This is a genomic window from Pseudoxanthomonas sp. UC19_8 (assembly GCF_042700505.1).
GTDB classification, from domain to species: Bacteria; Pseudomonadota; Gammaproteobacteria; order Xanthomonadales; family Xanthomonadaceae; genus Pseudoxanthomonas_A; species Pseudoxanthomonas_A winnipegensis.
Genome location: NZ_CP170559.1, coordinates 448,291 through 468,815, shown reverse-complemented (window position 1 = coordinate 468,815; position 20,525 = coordinate 448,291). Strand labels below are relative to the sequence as shown.

General features: G+C 68.9%; 14 protein-coding genes and 1 pseudogene. 2 read left to right on the top strand and 13 right to left on the bottom strand.

Annotated features, from left to right (window positions below; translation table 11 throughout):
* From ACFJIT_RS02005 to ACFJIT_RS01980, 6 genes and pseudogenes are all read right to left on the bottom strand, one after another.
* Nucleotides 1-447 carry a molybdopterin dinucleotide binding domain-containing protein gene (locus ACFJIT_RS02005; protein WP_379654870.1) on the bottom strand — a complete coding sequence of 149 codons (447 nt, stop codon included), beginning with the start codon at nt 445-447 and terminating at the stop codon, nt 1-3.
* Nucleotides 440-2,299 (bottom strand): FdhF/YdeP family oxidoreductase, encoded by a 1,860-nt coding sequence (locus ACFJIT_RS02000; protein ID WP_379654869.1) that lies wholly within the window; start codon nt 2,297-2,299, stop codon nt 440-442. Before ACFJIT_RS02000 ends, ACFJIT_RS02005 begins: the two co-directional genes overlap by 8 nt.
* Before the next feature lie 349 nt (nt 2,300-2,648).
* A complete protein-coding gene (locus ACFJIT_RS01995; protein ID WP_379654868.1) occupies nt 2,649-3,596 on the bottom strand; it encodes a hypothetical protein in 948 nt (315 codons plus the stop codon).
* 10 nt (nt 3,597-3,606) lie between these two features.
* Nucleotides 3,607-5,124 carry a tryptophan halogenase family protein gene (locus tag ACFJIT_RS01990; protein WP_379654867.1) on the bottom strand — a complete coding sequence of 506 codons (1,518 nt, stop codon included), beginning with the start codon at nt 5,122-5,124 and terminating at the stop codon, nt 3,607-3,609.
* A gap of 79 nt (nt 5,125-5,203) precedes the next feature.
* Nucleotides 5,204-8,223 (bottom strand): annotated as a pseudogene (locus tag ACFJIT_RS01985) (TonB-dependent receptor domain-containing protein).
* A gap of 95 nt (nt 8,224-8,318) precedes the next feature.
* Nucleotides 8,319-9,335: a LacI family DNA-binding transcriptional regulator gene (locus ACFJIT_RS01980; protein WP_130524315.1), complete on the bottom strand. Its 1,017-nt coding sequence runs from the start codon at nt 9,333-9,335 to the stop codon at nt 8,319-8,321.
* A 536-nt stretch (nt 9,336-9,871) separates the two neighbouring features.
* Here ACFJIT_RS01980 and ACFJIT_RS01975 point away from each other — a divergent pair.
* Nucleotides 9,872-10,084, top strand: coding sequence for a hypothetical protein (locus ACFJIT_RS01975; RefSeq protein WP_130516958.1), 213 nt, complete (start codon nt 9,872-9,874; stop codon nt 10,082-10,084).
* Between the two features lie 466 nt (nt 10,085-10,550).
* Here the strand turns inward: ACFJIT_RS01975 and alr are convergent, their stop codons facing one another.
* From alr to ACFJIT_RS01955, 4 genes are all read right to left on the bottom strand, one after another.
* Nucleotides 10,551-11,672, bottom strand: coding sequence for an alanine racemase (gene alr / locus ACFJIT_RS01970; protein WP_379654866.1), 1,122 nt, complete (start codon nt 11,670-11,672; stop codon nt 10,551-10,553).
* Nucleotides 11,672-12,952, bottom strand: a complete 1,281-nt coding sequence (locus tag ACFJIT_RS01965; RefSeq protein ID WP_379654865.1) for a D-amino acid dehydrogenase — start codon at nt 12,950-12,952, stop codon at nt 11,672-11,674. The genes alr and ACFJIT_RS01965 overlap by 1 nt, the downstream gene beginning before the upstream one ends.
* Before the next feature lie 261 nt (nt 12,953-13,213).
* Nucleotides 13,214-13,696 (bottom strand): Lrp/AsnC family transcriptional regulator, encoded by a 483-nt coding sequence (locus tag ACFJIT_RS01960; protein WP_205954359.1) that lies wholly within the window; start codon nt 13,694-13,696, stop codon nt 13,214-13,216.
* Between the two features lie 267 nt (nt 13,697-13,963).
* The gene (locus tag ACFJIT_RS01955) at nt 13,964-14,233 is read right to left on the bottom strand and encodes a hypothetical protein (protein WP_130524319.1); all 270 of its coding nucleotides are present in this window, start codon (nt 14,231-14,233) and stop codon (nt 13,964-13,966) included.
* A 522-nt stretch (nt 14,234-14,755) separates the two neighbouring features.
* Between ACFJIT_RS01955 and ACFJIT_RS01950 the strand changes: the two genes are divergently transcribed.
* Nucleotides 14,756-16,258 carry an esterase-like activity of phytase family protein gene (locus ACFJIT_RS01950; RefSeq protein ID WP_379654864.1) on the top strand — a complete coding sequence of 501 codons (1,503 nt, stop codon included), beginning with the start codon at nt 14,756-14,758 and terminating at the stop codon, nt 16,256-16,258.
* 132 nt (nt 16,259-16,390) lie between these two features.
* Here the strand turns inward: ACFJIT_RS01950 and ACFJIT_RS01945 are convergent, their stop codons facing one another.
* From ACFJIT_RS01945 to ACFJIT_RS01935, 3 genes are all read right to left on the bottom strand, one after another.
* Complete coding sequence (locus ACFJIT_RS01945; protein ID WP_379654863.1) at nt 16,391-17,671, bottom strand: DcaP family trimeric outer membrane transporter; 1,281 nt, start codon at nt 17,669-17,671, stop codon at nt 16,391-16,393.
* A 292-nt stretch (nt 17,672-17,963) separates the two neighbouring features.
* On the bottom strand, nt 17,964-19,172 hold the full coding sequence (locus ACFJIT_RS01940; protein ID WP_379654862.1) for a benzoate/H(+) symporter BenE family transporter: 1,209 nt from the start codon (nt 19,170-19,172) through the stop codon (nt 17,964-17,966).
* A 2-nt stretch (nt 19,173-19,174) separates the two neighbouring features.
* Entirely contained in the window at nt 19,175-20,515 is a 1,341-nt protein-coding gene (locus ACFJIT_RS01935; RefSeq protein ID WP_379654861.1) for an MFS transporter, read from the bottom strand.
* Nucleotides 20,516-20,525 lie beyond the last annotated feature (10 nt).

Genomic DNA, 20,525 nt, shown 5'->3' with positions numbered 1-20,525 from the left:
TCAGGCCGCGGCGCTGACCTTGACCGGCACCGACTTGTAGGTCGGCGTGCCGGACTGCCGGTCGTAGCTCTCCAGCGGCACCAGGCAATTGCCTTCCGGGTAGTACATCGCCGCGCAGCCGCGCGGGATGTCATAGGCCACCGCAGTGAAGCCACGCACGGTGTGGTCCTCGCCGTTCGCGCCGGGCAGGCGCGAGGCCACGTCGATCAGATCGCCCTGTTCCAGCCCCAGCATGGCCAGGTCTTCGGCGTTGAGGAACACCACGTCGCGCCGCCCGTGCACGCCGCGGTAGCGATCGCTCAGGCCGTAGAGGGTGGTGTTGTACTGGTCGTGCGCGCGCAGCGTCGTCAGGGTCAGCAGGCCTGGCTGCGCCACCGGCGCGTCCTCGGCCAGCCCTTCGACGACCAGGAACTGCGCCTTCTTGCCCGGCCCGCCCCAGTCACGCACCGAGGCGCCGACGGGCAGGCGGAACCCACCCCGGGGTGCGGATGCGCTGGTTGTAGTCGCGGAAGATCGGGAACACCGCCTCGATCCCGTCGCGGATGCGGTCGTAGTCCTCGACCAGCCACGCCCAGTCGACCTGGCTCTGCGGCAGCAGCGCACGGGCCATGCCGGCGATGATCGCCGGCTCCGAGCGCAGCTGCTGCGACGCCGGCGTCAGGCTGCCCTGCGAGGCATGCACCATCGACATCGAATCCTCCACCGTCACCGACTGCGGGCCGCTGGCCTGCTCGTCGCGCTCGGTGCGGCCCAGGCACGGCAGCAGGAAGGTCTCCCTGGCCGGGATCAGATGCGAGCGGTTGGGCTTGGTGGCGATATGCACCGCCAGGTCCAGCGAACGCATCGCGGCGAAGCAGGCCTGCGGATCGGGCATGGCCACGGCCAGGTTGCCGCCCAGCGCGACGAAGGCCTTGGAGCGGCCGTCGCGGATGGCCTTCATCGCCTCTACCGCATCGTGCCCATGGCGCAGCGGGAAGGAGAACCCGTACTTGGCCTGGATGCCGTCGAGCAGCGCCTGGGTGGGCTTCTCGGTGATGCCGACCGTGCGGTCGCCCTGCACGTTGGAGTGGCCACGGATCGGCGCGATGCCGGCGCCGGGCTTGCCCATGTTGCCGCGCAGGAGCAGCAGGTCGGCCATCAGATGCACGTTCTGCGTGCCCCGCAGGTGCTGGGTCATGCCCATGCCGTAGCACAGGATCACGCGCTCGGCCTTGGCATAGACCTGGGCCGCGGCCTCGATGTCGGCGCGCGGCAGGCCCGAGGCCTGCACGATGTCCTCCCAGCGCGTGGCCTCGATGTCCGCGCGCAGCGCCTCGAAGCCCTCGGTGTGCTCGGCGATGAAGGCGCGGTCGAGCAGGCCCGTGCCGCCGGCGGCGAGATCGTCCGCATCAGCCTGCAGCAGCCACTTCATCATGCCCTTGAGCATGGCCGCGTCGCCGCCGACCTTGACCTGGTAGTAAGCCTGGGCGATCTGCGTGCCGTGGTTGGTCAGCATCTCGGTCGGATGCTGCGGCGAGACGAAGCGCTCTAGGCCGCGCTCCTTGAGCGGATTGACCGCGACGATCGGCACGCCGCGCTTGGCCAGCGCCCGCAGCGTGGTGAGCATGCGCGGATGATTGGTGCCCGGGTTGTGTCCGAAGCTGAAGAGCGCGTCGCAGTGATCGAAGTCCTCCAGCGTCACCGTGCCCTTGCCCACGCCGATGGACTGCGGCAGGCCCACGCTGGTGGCCTCGTGGCACATGTTGGAGCAGTCGGGGAAGTTGTTGGTGCCGAACTCGCGCACCATCAGCTGGTACAGGAACGCGGCTTCGTTCGACGCGCGCCCCGAGGTATAGAACTCGGCCATGTCCGGCGAAGGCAGCGCACGCAGCGCGCGACCGATGCGCTCGAACGCCTCGTCCCAGCCGATCGGCACGTAGCGGTCGCTCCGTTGGTCGTAGACCATCGGCTCGGTCAGGCGACCGGCGTCCTCGAGCTGGTGGTCGTTCCACGCCCATAGCTCGCTGACACGGTGCCGGGCGAAGAACTCGGGGGTCGCGCGCTTGGCGGTGGCCTCCCAGCTGACCGCCTTGGCGCCGTTCTCGCAGAACTCGAAGGACGAGGTATGCGCCGGATCGGGCCAGGCGCAGCCCGGACAGTCGAAGCCATCGGGCTGGTTGACCCGGCGCAGCGCCGAGGTCTCGCGCGGCACGTCCATCTGATCCTTCAGCGCCTTGGCCACCGCGCGCAGCGCGCCCCAGCCGCCCGCGGCGGCCTCGTAGTCCTCGACGCCGGGGACGTTCGGTTCATCGCTGGCCATGACGCACACCTGCCGCTTTGGGTCGGGCGCTCATGATGCCTCTAACGCACTGCACGTTGCGTGCAGATGCCAATGCCGGTTCAGTTGACGCCAAACACCTGCCAGCCTGCCTCTCTACCAAGCCTCTACCGCGTCGGATGGCCGGACCAATTTACGAATGCGTCCAGATGCAAGGAGCGAAGCGAACCTGCATGGCGCCGGCACAATGGAAGCGACATCCGGACAGCCGTGTATCAAGGAAGTTCCGCAAGCACACAGGATGCGGGACGCGAAGGCCACCTCGATGTCTCTCAGCCACCGGCCGCAGCTTCAAGAGATCAACAACTCACCACAGGCCTTCTTACCGTCATCAAATTTCGCAACCCTTTGAAAGAGCGCTATCGGGCATTGGCTTCCCACGAAAACGAGTGCCGTACATCTGGCGCGCGCGAACGTCCTCTCGTGCAAGATCGGCCGCAGTCATCGTGATCGCCAACACTTCAGCGTCATACGCGTAACGCGCGCTCTGGTCAGGATCCAATGATCCCATCTGAAGCAAGCGCGCCAGTGCATATTTCTCAGCGATCGAGTATCCAATCAGCATTGTTATTCCATGCTCTGACTGCCCAGCATCGAAAGCTGCTATGGCGCTACGCCAGTCGCCGCGCATGATGCCTTGATCCGCGTATCTTTTCGCATTCGCCTTGTACGCTCGCGCGAGCGCCACATACTCAGCCGAAGGATCGACCGGGGTGCCCCATGACGCCTCAATAAAGCAGGTTGCGGCACGAAGATCTCCGGCATCGGCCAGCTTCGCAGACACGTCATACACGGCACGCAAAAGCTCAGCGTAGGCTGGTCCTCTATATTTCTCGCATGCTTGATCACCTTCTTCCACGATCGCCTTGTTCCTGATCAGACGCTCCTGCTCGCTTACCGGAAGCATCTCCATCGCGGCGGGGTTGTTCAATCCAAAATCGGGATCGTTTTTCCTCCGCTCCATGAGGGCCCCGAACTGGAAGTAGGTGATACACCTGCGTACGAGATCGTACCTGCCATGAAGGTCTGCCGACGGCAGCGCCCCTTGTGTCGGCATCACAGACTTCCCGATAGCCAACGAGACGCCCTGATCTCGCGAGACCTCGGAAAAATCACGTGTGATGGATGCCCGTTCATCGCGATGGTTTGACGCGACCAAGCCGACGAATAGCAATGCCATGGCTGCAGAAAGCAGAGCAATCAGCTGTCTCCTCACTTTCATTGCGCCACTTTCTCCTTTGGCTTTTAGCCTGGCCGTCATGCGCAAGCGGCCAGCCAACTGAATACCCCTATGGCGGCGGTGCGGCGCAGGTCCGCGCAATGAACTGCTCGTGCGGCGGCATCGCGGCGACGCAGTTGTCCAGGACCTGGGCGACGCGACCGACGAACTGCTGGATCTGCGGCTCGGGGATGGCCGCCAGCAGGGGATGCTCCCGCTGCGGCACGATGCCCTGCCCGAGCAGTACCTGGACCCAGCTGCTGGTGGAGAAGAACTCCTCGCCATTGCGGTGATAGCGCCCGCTGCCGGCGAACAGTTCTATGACCTGCTGCAGCGAATCGGGAATCGCCATGGAGGCGCAATGCCGCCAGAAGGCGCTGTCGTCGCGCTCGGTGGCCTTGTAGTGCAGGATCAGGAAGTCGCGGATGCGGTCCCATTCGAACACGGTCGTCTCGTTGTAGCGCTGCAGCAGGGCCGGATCGAAGGTCTTGTCGGGGAAGACATCGAGCAGGCGCAGCACCGCGTTGTGGACCAGCAGGATGCTGGTGGACTCCAGCGGCTCCATGAAGCCGCTGGCCAGCCCCATCGCCACCACGTTGCGCTCCCAGAAGCGCGCGCGCCGCCCGGTCGCGAAGCGCAGCAGGCGCGGCTCGGCCCGCGCCGGACCTTCCAGGCTGGACATCAGCTGTTCGGTGGCGGTCGCGTCGTCCATGAAGGCGCTGCTGTAGACATGGCCGTTGCCGACGCGATGCTGCAGCGGAATATGCCACTGCCAACCCGCCGTCCGTGCGGTCGAGCGGGTGAAAGGCTCGGGCGGCCCGGCCGGCGCGCAGGGCACGGCCACGGCGCGATCGCAGGGAAGCCAGTGGCTCCAGTCCACCCACGGCACCTGCAGGGCCTCACCCAACAGCAGGCTGCGGAAGCCGGAGCAATCGATGAACAGGTCGCCCTCGATACGGCGACCATCGGCCAGCACGATGGCCTCGACGAATCCATCCTGCGCGCGCAGCGTCGCCTCGACCACGCGTCCCTCCACGCGGACCACGCCCTGGCGCTCGGCCCGCTCGCGCAGATAGCCGGCATAGAGCGTGGCGTCGAAGTGGTAGGCATAGGCGATCTCGGCCAGCGGAGAGCCCGCCGGCGCATCGGCGGGCGCGGTCATGAAGCGCCCCTGCCGGGCCGCCAGGTTCTGCAGGACGTAGCGCCCGATATCGGCGTCGGCCCGCCCCGCGCGGACTTCGTGCAGCCAGAGCTGATGGAAGGCCAGCGGCCCCATGTCGTAGCCGACCGCCCCGAAGCCGTGCATGTAGGCATCTCCATGCCGGCGCCAGTCGCGGAACTCGATCCCGAGCTTGAACGTGCCCTGCGTGCGCCGGACGAACTCGCCCTCCTCCAGCCCCAGGACCTGCCGGTTGAAGTAGCGCACGTTCGGCACGGTGGCCTCGCCCACGCCGACGATGCCGATCTCCTCAGATTCCACCAGCTGGACCCGGCAATGGGGCAGATGGCGGATCAAGGCCGCGGCGGCCGACCAACCGGCCGCGCCGCCGCCGACCACCACGATGCTGGCGATGCTCTCTGATACCACGTGCGCGCTCCCCATGTCCTCACAAGACAAGGCCCGCTTGCGCGGGCCCGTCCTTACTTCGATGCCAACACTAGCGCACTTACCAGATCACGCGCGCACTCAGGAACACCGTCCGCGGCGAGGTGTAGCTGACCGCGGTGTTGGTGTCGTTGTAGGTGACCACCGGCGAATACACGCCGCCCGAGCCGTAGTTGATGAAGTAGCTGCTCAGGTTGTCCCAGTTGAAGACATTGATCACGTCGGCGCGCACCTGCACGGTGACGTTCTCGGTGACGTGCATGTCCTTCGACGCGGACAGGTCGAACTGGCGGGTGCCGAAGATCGGGCCGCCCACCAGGAACTTCTGGCCAGGCAGATCCTTCAGCGCCGACACATAAGCCGGCCCGGGCGCCGCACCCCAGGCGTCGGGCGTGACCGCGACATTGAGGGGCTGGGTCGTGGCCAGGGTCAGCTTGCCGGACAGGCTGATTTCCCACGGCAGGTCGTAGGTGCCGGTCAGCACCAGGCGGTGCTTGGGCACCGACTGCAGGCTGATGTACGGGTAGTCGTGGATGGTCGCCGCGTCGAACGAGTAGTGCTCGTCGCCGCCGCGGTTGCCCTTGGCATCGGAGAACGTGTACGCCGCCGAGAAGGCCCAGCCCGATTCCTTGGTATACGGCTTGTCGGCCGACAGCAGCACCTGCTTGGTCTTGGTCTCGATGCCGTTGTCGCCCAGGATGATCGTGCCCAGGCCTTCGGCGTTGTGGCCCCAGGGCTGGCTGCCGTTCTGCCAGAAGCTGCCGTCCGGGTAGCGCGAGCCCAGGGTGAAGGCGAAACCGTCCTTGCTGTGCACATAGGCCAGCGTGGCCGAGGTGTTCCAGTCGCCCATCTGGTGGCGCAGACCCAGCGAGAACTGGTCCGAATACGGCGTCTTGAGGTCGTTGTTGAGCATGTCGACCTCGGTGCCGGTGCGCGAGGTCGGGTCGACCACCAGGCCGAGACGGCATCGATGCCGGACAGGTAGGACGGATTCCAGTTCACGCACTGCTGCGGTACCAGGGTGGTGCATGCCCCGGACTCGATGAACTTGACCGTGTACTGCGACAGCGCGCCCTTGACCTGCTCCAGGCCCAGGTAGTCGTAGAGGTTGCGGTCGTAGCTGCGGCCGGCGCCACCGAACATGACCCAGCGCTGGTCGGCGTTGAAGTCATACGAGAAGCCCAGGCGCGGGGCGATGTCGCCCTTCTGCGCCTTGCGGTTCTTGCCGGTGCTGATGTAGTCGTTCATGTCCACGCCGCCCTTGGCCATCGTCTGGGCGAAGGTCTGGCCGGCCGGTGCATTGGGATCCTGCGAATTGATCGCGTCGATGACGGCCTGCGGCGTCTGGAAATCCGTATACGAGGGCACCTTCTCGTAATCCCAGCGCACGCCCAGGTTCAGCTGCAGCTTGTCGTTGACGTCCCAGTCGTCCTGGATGTACAGGCCGATCTGCTTGTCCTTGGTCGTGACCGACGGCGAGAAGCCCTCGTAAGGCTGGTTGAAGATGACCTGATACGGGATCGCGGCAGTGCCGGCCCCATCGGTCACCGCGTAATAGAACGCCGGATTGACGACCGAGTTCTCGCTCTGGGTCAGCTCTACGTCCTTGTACTTGACGCCCATCTTGATGACATGGTCGCCGTTCCAGCTGAAGCTGTTGAACGTCAGGTCGTCCTGGAACGCCGGTCCCTTCTGGCCCTTGCGCTGGATCGACAGACCCGAGGTCGCGTCGTCGAAGATCAGCACGCGGTCCTGATTCTGCCCGGCCGTGTAGACGCTCTGCCTGCCGATGGTCTTGGCGGTGGGGTTGAACAGCACGTCCTCGTAGGTCACGCGCGCTTCGTTGAAGAAGCCCTCGCCGTAGTGCTCCCACTTCAGGTCGTAGCGGTCTTCCTTGTTGTTGTTGATCTTGGCCGCCAGCGCGGTGGTGTTGCCGCCGATCGTGTCGATGCTGTCCTCACGACGCACCTTGGCGGTCAGCTCCAGGCGATCGTTGTCGCCGATCTCCCAGTCGATCTTGCCGAAGTACAGGTCTTCCTTGAACGGACGCGTGATCGGGCCGTACTTGGCCTGCACCGACGCCGGCAGGTCATCGGAATAGTTCAACAAGTTGTTGTCGACCACCGCGACCGGGTCGGCCGGGATCTCGAAGCCCTTGCCTTCGTAGGAAACGAAGAAGTGCATCTTGTCCTGGATGATCGGACCGCCCAGCGCGAAGCCGTACTCGTTCTGGTGGGTCTTCTGCTTGCCGCCGGTGGACTGCTCCTCGGCCGGGGTCGGCTTGCGCCAGTCGGAGTTGGTCATGCGACCGAACACTTCGCCGTGGAACTCGTTGGTGCCCGACTTGGTCGCCGCCACGATCGCCGCCGAACCGACCTGGTCGAATTCGGCCTTGTAGTTGGACGTGATGACCTTGTACTCGCCGATGGCCAGCTGCGGGAACGGGTTGCCCGCGCTCTGCTGCTGACCGGACACGCCGCCGAACAGGTAGCTCTTCTGGCCCACGCCGTCGATGTAGACGTTGACCGCCGAGGTCTGCTGCGCGCCGCCGCGGATATCGCTATGGCCCGAGGAGTCGGTGGTGAACTGCATGCCCGGCACGGTGTCGGCGAACTCGAGGAAGTTGCGCGTCAGCTGCGGGACCGAGTTGATCTGCTGCAGCGACACGTTGGTGCCGACCTCGGAGGTCTTGACCTCCTGCAGCGGCGGCGCCTTGACGCGCACCGTGTCCAGCTCCTTGGCGTCGCCGGCCGGCGCCGCGTCCGCGGCCTGCATGTCCAGGCTGACCGAGGTGGCCACGGCCAGGGTGACGGTTCTTTCAACGCCGCCGGCCTGGATCTTGTAGGTGCCCGGCGGCAGGCCGACCAGGGCGTAGCTACCGTCGGCGCTGGCGGTCACGCGACGGCTCAGGCCGGTGGCGGTGTTGGTGGCGGTGACGTCCGCGCCGCTTTCGGCCTTGCCGCGCAGCGTGGCGTTGGACGACTGCGCGAACGCAGGTACCGAGGCGACCATGCAGCCGGCCAGCGCGATGGCCAGGATGCTGCGGGATGGGGAGCGGGAGATGGCGTGCTTATTCTTCATGACGTTGCCCTCCTTAGGGCAGTCGGATCGCGTGTTTTTCTTGTGGGACGTGTCGTGCGGGAAAGCGGGAAGAAGACAGCGGCTGGACGGAGGGGTCAGGCCATGCGGCGCTCCGGGGTGGCACTGGAGTCGCGCACGACCAGGTGCGGGATCAGCGGGGCAGTATCGACCGGCGTGCCGGACTCGCCGCCCAGGGCCGGGTGCTGCAGCAGCAGATGCAGGGCGCGCGCGCCCAGGCTGGCGATGTCCACGCGCATGGTGGTCAGCGCCGGGTTGACGTAGCGCGCCATCGGCACGTCGTCGAAGCCGGCCACCGCGATGTCCTCGGGCACGCGCAGGCCGGCCTTGCGCAGGGCGAACAGGCAGCCCAGCGCGGTCATGTCGTTGGCCGCGAACACCGCATCGGGGCGCTCGCCGGCGGCGAAGGCCTCGCCCGCGGCATAGCCGGAGGCCTCGTCGAAGTTGCCCTGCACCACCCAGGGTTCGGCCGCATCGGCGACCGTGGCCAGTGCCTCGCAGTAGCCGCGCAGGCGCTCGCGGGCATCGAAGTTGTCCTCCGGCCCGGCGATGAAGGCGATGCGGCGATGGCCGACGTCCAGCAAGTGCCGGGTCATGGCGAAGGCGCCGCCGTGGTTGTCCACGTTGAGCACGGCCGCGCGCGGGCTGCCGGCGCAGTTCATCAGCACCGCCGGCACGTCCGGCGCCAGGGCCTCGTCCAGGGATTCGACGCTGCCCAGGAACGGCGACATCACCAGCACGCCGTCCACCCGCCCGGGCGTGGCGCGCAGCGCATCGCGCTGCTCGGCCAGGCTGCCGTGGCAGCTGGAGACCAGCAGGTGCAGGCCGCGTTCGCGCGCGGCGTGATCGATGCCGCGCATCAGCTCGGAGAAGAACTCGCCGTACAGGTCGGGCAGGACCACGCCGATGGTGTGGGTGCGGCGGCTGCTCAGCGCGCGGGCGGCATGGTGCGGGCTGTAGCGCAGCTCACTGGCGACCTGCAGGATGCGGGCCCGCACCTCGTCGGCGACGTACTGGCGCCCGTTGAGGGCACGCGACACGGTGGCCACGGACACCTCGGCGGCGCGGGCGACGTCCTTGATCGTGACGTTCATCGACGCGACGTGCCGGCGGTGACACACAGGGAACGACCGCCCGTCCGGGACCCGGCGGCCCGCTGCAGTGCAGCATCAACTTGGTGCGTGGCGTGCGGATTGGCTGTGGCGTTTGGCACTGGAAGCTCTCCTCTTCCGGGCCTCAGGTTCGTTGGCGGGCGGCACCGTATCAGGAGTTGCAACCGCTTACATGCTGCGCCGCAAGATGCACATCCGGGCCCGGATGTGTCATTGCGCACCACACGGGTGCGCATGCACCAAATAACGGATTCTTAAGGGTTTCGGGTCGGAGGCCGGTCTGGGGTTTTGCGCAGTTGCCGGAGTGGACCCTGTGGCTGTGCCGCGCCGTCCTCGCCAACTGCGCAAAAAATCGGGGGTCGCCAGCGGACAGTGCATGTCCCTTTTTGGCCCTGACGCGGTCATCCGGGCGCCATCGGGCGCGACATCGCGCCGGCCCTGGGGTCCGCCGGCTTGATCATCGGCGCGGCCGCGCTAGGATGGCCGGGCCGCTGGGGAGCGGCCCTGCAGGGGGAACCATGCCGATCCAACGCGAACTCGTACAGGAACGTGTGTCCACGGCCGCCACGCAGCTGGCTGGCTTCGCGCGCAGCAGCCGCGACGATCAGCGCACCTGGGCGATCAAGCTGCTGGCTGCCGCCACCCGCGACCTGCCGCCGGGCGAACGCGCCGCCGTGCAGGCCGGCTTCTGCGAGGTCATGCGGATGTTCGAGCTGGCCGAGACGCGATAGCCGGTCTGCCTGCCCTGGCGGTAGCCGGGCGATGGAAGTCCGCGCGGGCATAGAGAGAGACCCGCGCTCAGCAACTGGACTTGACGATGTCATCCCCGCGAACGCGGGGATTCAGGGACGTTCGTCCGGATCGCGCGACGTCCACGGGCTCCCGCCTTCGCGGGAGCGACGATTCCGATGATCCGCCGTGCGCCGAAGAGCGCGCTCGATATGGCAGACCTATCTCGTCATCCCGCGAACGCGAGGATCCAGCGACTTCATTCGTCCTGTGCGCAAGGCACTGGATCCCCGCGTTCGCGGGGATGACGACGTGGAGGCCTGAAAGGTGGCGAGCTTCGAGGCTTGGAAGAGGGTGATATTTGAAGCTTGGAGATGACGAGCTTCGGGACCTGGACTATGGCGAGGTTCGAAGCGCGAAAGACCGCAAGACGTGACGCGCGCCGAACCGCCGAAGCGTGCGCCGCGCTCAGTCAGACGCCGACGCCGTAGACGCCACGCGCGCGGCGGATCCGGCCGGGGCATCGAGATATTCGCGACGCACACGCTTGAGGCCGCACAGCAGCGCATAGGGACTGGTGCTGCAGGTCTCGGCGATCCGGGCCGCGGTGGGCGATGCGCCCCAGAAGGTCACGCGGCTGCCGACATCGGCGCCGGGCAGATCGGTGATGTCCACGGTCAGCATGTCCATCGACACGCGCCCGATCACGCGCGTGCGCTGGCCATCGACCAGCACCGGCGTGCCGTTGGGCGCCCGCTGCGGATAACCGTCGGCGTAGCCCATCGCGGCCACGCCGATGCGCATCGGCGCAGGGGCGGTGAAGCGCGCGCCATAGCCGACCGACTCGCCGGCCGGCAGGTCGCGCACGGCGATCAGCGCCGATTCCAGCTGCATCACCGGCCGCAACGGATGCGCCGGCCCCGCGTCCAGCGCGAACGGGCTGGCGCCATAAAGCATCAGCCCGGGGCGCACCCAGTCGCTGCGGATGCCGGGCCAGCCCAGCAGCGCCGGTGAGTTGTTGAAGCTGGTCGGCCCGGCGAAATCGGCCGTGGCCTGTTCGAACACGCGCCGCTGGACTTCGCTGAAGTCGCTGTCCAGCTCGTCGGCGCGCGCCAGGTGGCTCATCGCCACCACCGAGGCGATCTTCGGATCGCGCTGCAGCGCGGCCAGCGCCTCGGCGAACTGCGCCGGCGACAGGCCGAGGCGGTGCATGCCGCTGTCCAGCTTCAGCCACACGTGCAGCGGCTGCCGCGGGCTGTAGCGCGCCAGCGCCTGCAGCTGCCAGGGCGAGGCCACCGCGGTCCACAGCCGGTGGCGATCGATCAGCGGCAGCTCGTCCGCCTCTAGGACGCCTTCCAGCAGCAGGATCGGCGTCTCGATGCCGGCCTCGCGCAGCTCGATGGCCTCCTCCAGGCAGGCCACGCCGAAGGCGTCGGCGATGCCGGTCAGCGCGCGTGCGCAGCGCACCGCGCCGTGGCCGTAGGCGTCGGCCTTGACCACCGCCACCGCCTTGCCGCCGCCCAGACGCTTGGCCAGCAGGTAGTTGTCCTGCAGCGCGCCCAGGTCGATCAGTGCACGGGCCGGGCGCATCAGGCGGCCGCGCCGCAGGCGGCGCTGTTGCGGTAACGGGACATGTCCAGGCCTTCGGTGTCGATCGCCGGCGCGTGGCCCGCCATCAGGTCGGCCAGGTAGCGGCCCGAGCCGCACGCCATGGTCCACCCCAGCGTGCCGTGCCCGGTGTTGGTGTAGAGATTGTCCAGCGGCGTGGCCCCGACCACGGGCGTGCCGTCCGGCGTGGCCGGGCGCAGCCCGGTCCAGAACTGCGCCTGCTCCAGCGCGCCGCCCTGCGGATACAGGTCGCGCACGACCAGCTCCAGCGTCTCGCGGCGCTGCGGATTGAGCACGTGGTCGTAGCCGGCCACCTCGGCCATGCCGCCCACGCGGATGCGCGCATCGAAGCGGGTCACGGCGACCTTGTAGCTCTCGTCCAGGATCGTGGACACCGGCGACATCGCCGGCTCAAGGATCGGCAGGGTCAGCGAATAGCCCTTGAGCGGGTACACCGGCAGGTCCAGGCCCAGCGGCGCCAGCAGCCGCGGCGACTCGCTGCCCAGGGCCAGCACGTAGCGGTCGGCGGTCTCCAGCCGGCCGTCCAGGCGCACGCCGGTGATGCGGCGGCCGTCGGCCTCGATCGCCTCGATGCGCGTGTCGTAGCGGAACTCCACCCCGGCCTCGCGCGCCATCGCCTCCAGCCGCCGGGTGAACAGGTGACAGTCGCCGGTCTGGTCGTTGGGCAGGCGCAGCGCGCCGACCAGGGCCACCGGCGCGGCGGCCAGCGCCGGCTCGTAGCGGGCGATGCCGGCCGGGTCGAGCAGTTCATAAGGCACGCCGTACTCGTCCAGCACCGCCACGTCCTTGGCCGCGCCGTCCAGCTGGGCCTGGGTGCGGAACAGCTGGAGGGTGCCCAGACGCCGACCCTCGTAGGCGATGCCGGTGGCGGCGACCAGTTCGTCCAGGCAGTCGCGGCTGTATTCGGACAGGCGCACCATGCGCGCCTTGTTGCGCGCGTAGTGCGCGCTCGTGCAGTTGGCCATCATCTGCAGCAGCCAGCTGTACTGGCGCGGGTCCAGGCCGGGCTTGATCGCCAGCGGCGCATGCTTCTGGAACAGCCACTTGAAGGCCTTGGCCGGCACGCCCGGCGCGGCCCACGGCGAGGCATAGCCCGGCGAGATCTGCCCGGCATTGGCGAAGCTGGTCTCCAGGGCCGGGCCGAGCTGGCGATCGACCACGCACACCTCGAACCCGGCCTGGGCCAGGTACCACGCGGTGGTCGTGCCGATCACGCCACTTCCCATCACCAGCACACGCATGGCCTCACCTTGTCGTTCGTCAGGCCCATCGCGGCCAGCGGAGAAAACCTTACCCGAACCCCTCCGGCAGATTGGCCGCGTTCGCCACCCCTGCGCGGTGAAAGCTTGAGGTCTGGCGCGGTTGCGCGGCACATGCTGCCGCGCTCATTCGGGAAGGAAGCTCTTGGCGCGAGAATTATCGACGATTTTCCGAAGAATTTCCGCATCTACCGTGCAGCAGATCCTGCCGACCCCCACCCCAACCGCGGCTCAACGCGGCGCTCAGGCCAAGGACTTCACCGACACCTCGCCACGCAGGATCGGCGACTTGATCACGATGTAGGAGAAGTACTTGCTGATGCCGATGTGCCGATCCAGCAGGCCTTCGACCAGCGACTGGTAGTGGGCCACATCGCGCACCACGAACTTGAGCAGGTAGTCGAAGCCGCCGCTGACCAGGTGGCATTCGGTCAGCTCCTCCACGCTGCGCAGGCCGGCCTCGAAGGTGTCGAAGTCCTCGCGCCGATGGTTGTCCAGGGTCACCGAGGTATAGACCACCTGCACGCGGAACAGCTTGGCCAGATCGAGCCGCGCGCCGTAGCCGGCGATGTAGCCGGCGCGCTCCAGGCGCTTGACCCGCGCCAGGCACGGGCTGGGCGACAGGCCAACCCGGTCGGCCAGGTCGGCGTTGGTGATCCGGCCCTGGCGCTGCAGCTCGGCCAGGATGTTCAGATCGATGCGGTCCAGCCGCGGCAGGCGATCGATCACGCGCGCACCCGCTGCACGCCTGCCCCAGCTCGGCCATCGAGTCGAAGACAGGGGCCGTGCGAGTCGACCGGGGGGTCGTCACAGTCGAAGCGCAGCACGGCGGAGTCGGTCAGGCGCATGGCCGGCGTGGATCCCGGGGAGGAAGGGCGTCCGGCACGGCGACGCCGAGGCAGCGCCACGTCCCGCGGACGGAGGGCGCCCATTGTGCCGTCTCGGCAGGTTCTGCCGCACCTGCGGAGGCGCGCGGCGATCGCGACTCGGGCGTCAGTCGGCGTCCGGGGCCCGGCCCAGGTCGGCTTGGTCCTGCTCGATCTGGCGCCGCTGCTGCAGCTGCTCGGCGACCATGCGCTCGGCCTTGGCGAAGGCGGCCTCGGCATCGGCCACGTGCAGCTCGTCGTCGCCGTACAGCTCGGGCGGCAGATCGTCGATCTGCAATGACTTGATCATGGTCTTGCCGTCGTGGCTCCAGATCTCCACGCGGAACGGCGTGTCCTCGACCGTGCCGGACCGCCAGTGCTTGCGGGGTTCTTCCATCGGAGCACACCTTGGGGGACTTCAGTACGGCCAGCCTGCACGCGCGGCCGTGAGCGCGCCATCAGCGCGCGCGGCCGGCTGCAACCAAACCATCGTCCGACCGTCACATCGGCGACGCACGCGCTCGCCATCCTGTGCCCGCAGGTCCGGCGCGGTGCGTGATCGACGGCCAGGACCTGAGCGAGGCGACAGACGGATTAGCCGGGAGTGCCGTCCAGAGCAAAACTCCGGCAGTTGGTGCGCGATCCTTTCCGCGTCGCGGAAGCCGCAAGGCTCCCAAGATCGCGCGAGCCAATCCCCAAGACGCCCCGGCCCCTCTCTCTGCCGGGGCGTTTTACTGTGCGCCGACGCGTCGCGGCCAGGGCGCTGCGGTCATGCGGCACGGCGCGGGCGGCTGCTACGCTCGCGCCGTGCGGCCGTGGCCGCCTCGCTGCCCTCTTCTTCTTCCGATCCTGCCATGCCTGCATTCCGCTGTTGTTCCGCAGTCCACGCAACGTCCTGCTCCCGCACGCGGGTGCGCGCATGAGTCTGGCGCCCTGGCTGCTGGCGGCCGCGGCCAGCACGGCGGGCTTCACCACGCCGCACCTGGCCACCACACCGCCGCCGCATGCGGTGCAGTTCGACGGCAGGACGTATGTCGATCAAGGCCTGGTTGCCGCCGGGCGCGTGCCGGCCGGCACCCTGGACTTCATGGGCGACACGCTGGGGTCGTTCTCCTCGCTGGGCGTGCAGGCCGGCCAGTGGCGGCATACGCGCGATGGCTACGAGGGCGTGCTGTGGACCCTGCCCGACCGCGGCCGCAACGATCCGGACGCCGGCCTGTTCTACGACTACGCCAGCCGGCTCGAACGCCTGCGCATGACGCTGCGCCTGCCGCGCGCGGGCCAGCCAGCCGGCGAGACGCTGACCCTGGTGCCCGATGGCGGGCTGACGCTGCGCGACTTCGAAGGCCAGCCCTTCACCGGTGCCGACCCCGGCGCGCACACCGTGGTGCAGGGTGGCTTCACCCTGCCCTCACCGGCCAGCGGACCGGGCGCGGGCAGGATCTCGCTCGATGCCGAGTCGCTGCAGTTCACCGCCGACGGGCACTTCTACATCGGCGACGAGTACACGGCCAACGTCTATTACTTCGACCCGGCCGGCCGCCTGCGCGGGGTGATCGAGCCGCCGCCGGCGATCGCGCCGCGCCGCGACGGGCTGCCCGCGTTCGGCTCGCTGCAGGCGCCGCAGCACGGGCGTCGCAACAACCAGGGCATCGAGGGCCTGGGCCTGTCGCCCGATGGCACGCGCCTGTTCGTGGCGCTGCAGAGCGCGCTGGTGCAGGACACCGCCGCAGGCGAACACGCCGGCCGCCGCGACACGCGCGTGCTGGTCTACGACGTCTCCGGGCACGCACTGCCGAAGCGGCCGATCGGCCACTACGTGGTGCAGCTGCCGATCTACACGCACAAGGGCAACGGCAAGCCCGCCGACCGCACCGCGGCGCAGAGCGAACTGCGCGTGCTGGACGACAGCCGCTTCCTGCTGCTGGCCCGCGACGGCGCCGGGCTGGGCGCGGACAAGCCCGAGCCGGTCGTCTACAAGTCGATCCTGCTGGTCGATACCGCCGGGGCCAGCAATCTGGCCGGCTCGCGCTACGAGCGCGGCGACACCTCGCTGCTGGCCTCGCCCGCGTCCACGGCGCTCAAGCCCGGCATCAAGCCCATGCGCTGGACCGAGCTGATCAACCTGCTCGACCCGGACCGGCTGGCGCAGGTCGGCCTGGACCTCGACGTCGCCGCGGGCCCACACCCCGGCCTGATGTCGGAGAAGTGGGAATCCATGGCGCTGCTGCCGGCGCTGGACCCGGCGCGACCGGACGACTGGCTGCTGCTGGTCGGCAACGACAACGACTTCATCGCCCGCCGCTGCGTGATGCAGGGCCACGGCTGCGATTCGGCCTTCGACAACGACAACCGCGTGCTGGTCTACCGGCTCACCCTGCCCGGGCCTGCCAAGCCGCGCGGCAAGCATCGACCGCGCTAAGCCGGCGCCATCGACGCGGCGACCGCCATGACGGCGGCGCCTCGTTCGATGTGCAGGTAAGCATCGGTGGCGCGCTGTGATAGCGGCGCGCCACCCTGTTCGCGGCATCGGCCACCACCGGCCCGCGCGTGCTCAGAACGTGTACTTGACCGTGGTCTGCACGCGGCCCAGTTCGCCCTCGGCATCGTTGCCCAGATCGCGCCGCGCCCAGCTCAGCTCGGCGCCCACGTCCAGCCGCGGGAACGGCGAGTAGATCAGGTTCACGCGCCAGGACTGGGTGCGCTCGGTGGCCTGCACGCCGACCGCCCGCTCGTCCACGGCGATGTAGGCGGCCGAATAGGCCAGCGTGCTGCGCAGGTTGGCGGTCCAGTTGTGGCGCCACGCGGCGAAGCCCGCATAGCCGTCCTGCGCCTTGATCCGGCCGGCGGTGTCGATGTAGCCATCGGGGATCAGGCCGAAGCCGATGTAACGCCCCAGCCCGGGCCCGCCGCTGACCGTGTACTGCAGCAGGTCCTTCGGCCCGGCCTTGATCGAGCCGGCCACGCTCAGGCCGAAGCCGGAGGTGCTGTCGTCGGCCGTGCGCAGCTGCCGGGCCAGCGCCGCCACGGTGAAGTGGCCCCAGTCGCCCTTGGTCGTCCAGCGCGCGGTGAGGTCGGGCAGATCGTTCTCGCCGGAGCTGACCTGGGTCGGGCTGCGGTTCTGGTACCAGGTCTGCGGGTTCTCCAGCGAGAAGGACCAGTTGCCGGTGGTGTAGCGGATCTGCGCCTGGCGCGCGAACAGCGTGCCGTCGACGATGCCGACGAAGTCCACCGTCTCCGGCAGCGAGCCCAGGTCCATCAGATTGGTCCAGGTCTGGCCGGCCAGCCAGTGGTTCCACTGCACGTAGGCGTGGCGCAGCGTGGGCGGATAGCCGTTGGAGAACTTCTCGTTGCCCACGTTGTTGTTGCCGCCGCCGAAGAAGTCGAACTCGACATAGCCCTTGAGCTTGTCGCCGGCGTCGGTGACGCGGTCCACGCCGAACCACACCCGCGAGAACTGCGCATGGAAGTCGGCGTACTGCTTGCCGGGGCCGGCATCCACCGGCGTGGCCGCCGGGAAGTAGAACAGCCGCCCCGGCGTGCTGTCGGCGATCGGGCCATCGCTGGTCCAGGTCGAGAGCATGTCCAGCTTGATGAAGCCGCCGAAGCTGAAGTGGCTGTCGCCGCCGGCGACGAGGGCGGTGTTCTGGATCGGCGCCTTGCCCGGCGCGGTGGCCGGGGCCACGGTGCCGGCCGCGGTGGCCGAGGTCAGCGCCGGCGGCAGCGCGCCGCTGGCCTGCACGCCTGGCCCCTTGAGCGGCGGTGCGCCTGGCGCGGTGGCCTCCGCCAGGCGGGTGCGGGCATCGACCAACTGGGTCTGCTGCTGCTCGACCATCTGCTTGAGCGCGAGGACTTCGCTTTCCAGCTGGGCGATGCGCGCGTCCTGGCGCGCATCGGTGGTGTCCTGCGCCTGGCCAGGCCCGGCGCGCAGAGGGCAAGAGCGAGCGCGCAGGCCAGAGTGGCGCGACGCGGCGTGACGATGGATGACGGCATGTGGTTCTCCCCAAACCAGGTGTGATGAAGCACGGGCGCGACCCGGCAGCGGACGCGCGATGACAGGCGTGCGGCAAGACGTCCCCGTCGCGCCGCGCACGGAACGGGACGGGCCAAGACAACGTGCGGTGGGCTCAGCGCGGCTGTTCGACGCCCACCAGCAGACGCGGGCGCCGCCACGCCAGCAGCAGATGCGCGGCCAGGCCGAACACCAGGCTCCAGAAGGCCGCGCCCAGCCCCAGCAGCGACATGCCCGAGGCGCCGACGATGAAGGTCACCAGCGCCGCGTCGCGCTCGCGCGGCGCGGCCAGCGCGGTGCTGAGCGCGTGGGCGATGCTCGGAAACAGCGCCAGCCCGGCCAGCGTGGCGACCAGCTCCTTGGGCAAGGTGGAGAACAGCGCCACCACGGTGCCGGCGACGCTGCCCAGCAGCAGGTAGGCCAGCGCGCCCGAGACCCCGGCCACGTAGCGCCGCTCGGCGCGCGGATGCGCCTCCGGTCCGGTGCACAGCGCGGCGGTGACCGCGCCGGGGTTGAGGCCATGGCAGCCGAACGGCGCCAGCAGCGCCGAGGCCGCGCCCGACCACACCAGCAGCGTGCTGGCCGCCGGCCGCGCATAGCCGGCCGTGCGCAGCACGGCGATACCCGGCAGGAACTGCCCGGTCAGCGCCACCACCAGCAGCGGCAGGCCCAGGCCGACGATGGCCTGCCACTCGAAGCGCGGCGCGACCCACACCGGCGCGGTCAACGTCAGCGTCGGCAGTGGCCCCTGCAGCTGCCCGCACAGCGCCGCCACCAGCACGCCGGTGACCAGCACCGCCATCACCGCATAAGGCGCGAACCAGCGCCGGCCGATGAAGAACGCCGCGAACATCGCCAGCACCAGCCACACCTGCGCGGCCATGCCGACGAAGGCCTTGGTGGCGAAGCCGAACAGCACCCCGGCCAGCATCGCCGCGGTGATCGCCGGCGGCAGCCGCGCCACGATCCGGTCGAAGGCGCCGGACAGCCCGATGACCAGCAGCAGCGCGCTGGCCACCAGGTAGGCGCCGATCGCCACCGCGTAGTCGACCGTGGGCAACAGGCTGACCAGCAGCACCGAGCCGGGAATCGACCAGGCGATCACCACCGGCACGCGATGGCGCAGGCTCAGCACGATCCCCAGCACGCCGCTGCCGATGCAGATGGCCCAGACCCACGAGGCCAGCAGCGGCGCCGGCAGCCCGGCCGCGGCCTGGACCACGATCACCAGCGGCCCGGCGAAGGAGATCAGCGTGGCCACCATCCCGGCCAGGACCGCCGACAGGGAGGCATCGCGACCGAGCTGGCGCAGCGCCGCGCGCATGGTCAGGGCGCGTCGGCCACGGCCACGCGGGGCGCGGCGGCCGCCGGCTGGCTGGCCAGCGCGTAGACCAGGGTCGCCAGCGTGGCCACCGCCGCAGGGATGGCGAAGATCAGGAAGTTCTGCTGCAGCGGCAGCTCCCTGGCTAGCAGTACGCCGCCCAGCGTCGGCCCGACGATCGCGCCGATGCGGCCCACGCCCGAGGCCCAGCCCAGGCCGGTGGAGCGGATCGACAGCTCGTAGAGCTGGGCCACGCTGGCATAGAGCAGGATCTGCGTGCCGATGGTGGCCGCGCCGGCGACGAAGACCAGCGTGAACAGCGCCACCACCGGCAGGTTGAAGCCGATCAGCGCGATGGACAGCGTGGCCGCGACGAAGAACGCCACCACCACCCGCGGCAGGCCGAAGCGGTCGCCCAGGCGCCCGCCCAGGATCGCGCCGACCATGCCGCCGAAGTTGAGCGAGAACAGCGTCAGCAGGCTGGCCTTCTCCGCGTAGCCGGCCTCCTGCATGACCTTGGGCAGCCACGAGCTGAGCAGGAAGACCAACAGCAGGCAGCAGAAGAACGCCGTCCACAGCATCAGCGTGCGCAGCGCGCGGCCGCCGCGGAACAGCTCGGCCACCGACGCCGTCGCACCGCTCGGTGCGTCGTAGACCAGCACGTCCTGTGGCCCCAGCGGCGTGGCGCCGGGCAGACGCGCGTGGATGGCGCGCGCCTGCGCCTGCTCGCCCCGCCGGATCAGGAAGCCCAGCGACTCGGGCAGCTTCCACCACACCAGCGGCAGGAACAGCAGCGGCAGCACCGCGATCCAGAACATCGGGCGCCAGCCCAGGTTGGGAATCATCCAGATGCCCAGCCCGGCCGAGACCATGCCGCCGACCGAGTAGCCGCTGAACATCAGCGCCACCATCGTGCCGCGCAGCCGCTTGGGCGAGTACTCGTTGACCAGCGCCACCGCGTTGGGCATCAGCCCGCCGCAGCCCATGCCGGCGAAGAAGCGCGCCACCTTGAACTGGGTCGGGTCTTGGGCGAAGCCGGTCAGCAGCGTGGCCACGGTGAACAGCAGGAAGCTGATCACCACCCCCTTCTTGCGGCCGAAGCGGTCGGCCAGCGAGCCGAAGATCAGCGCGCCGAACATCATCCCGAACAGCGCCCAGGCCTGCAGCACGCCGGCCTCGGGCTTGGTCAGTCCCCATTCCTTGATCAGCGTCGGCAGCACCGTGCCGGCGATGAACACGTCGTAGCCATCCACCACCAGCAGCAGCCCGCACAGGGCCACCACCGTCCACTGCAGCCGGCCGAAGCGGCCGCGTTCGATTGCCTGGTTCACGTCGACGCTGTGCATGTCTCCTCCC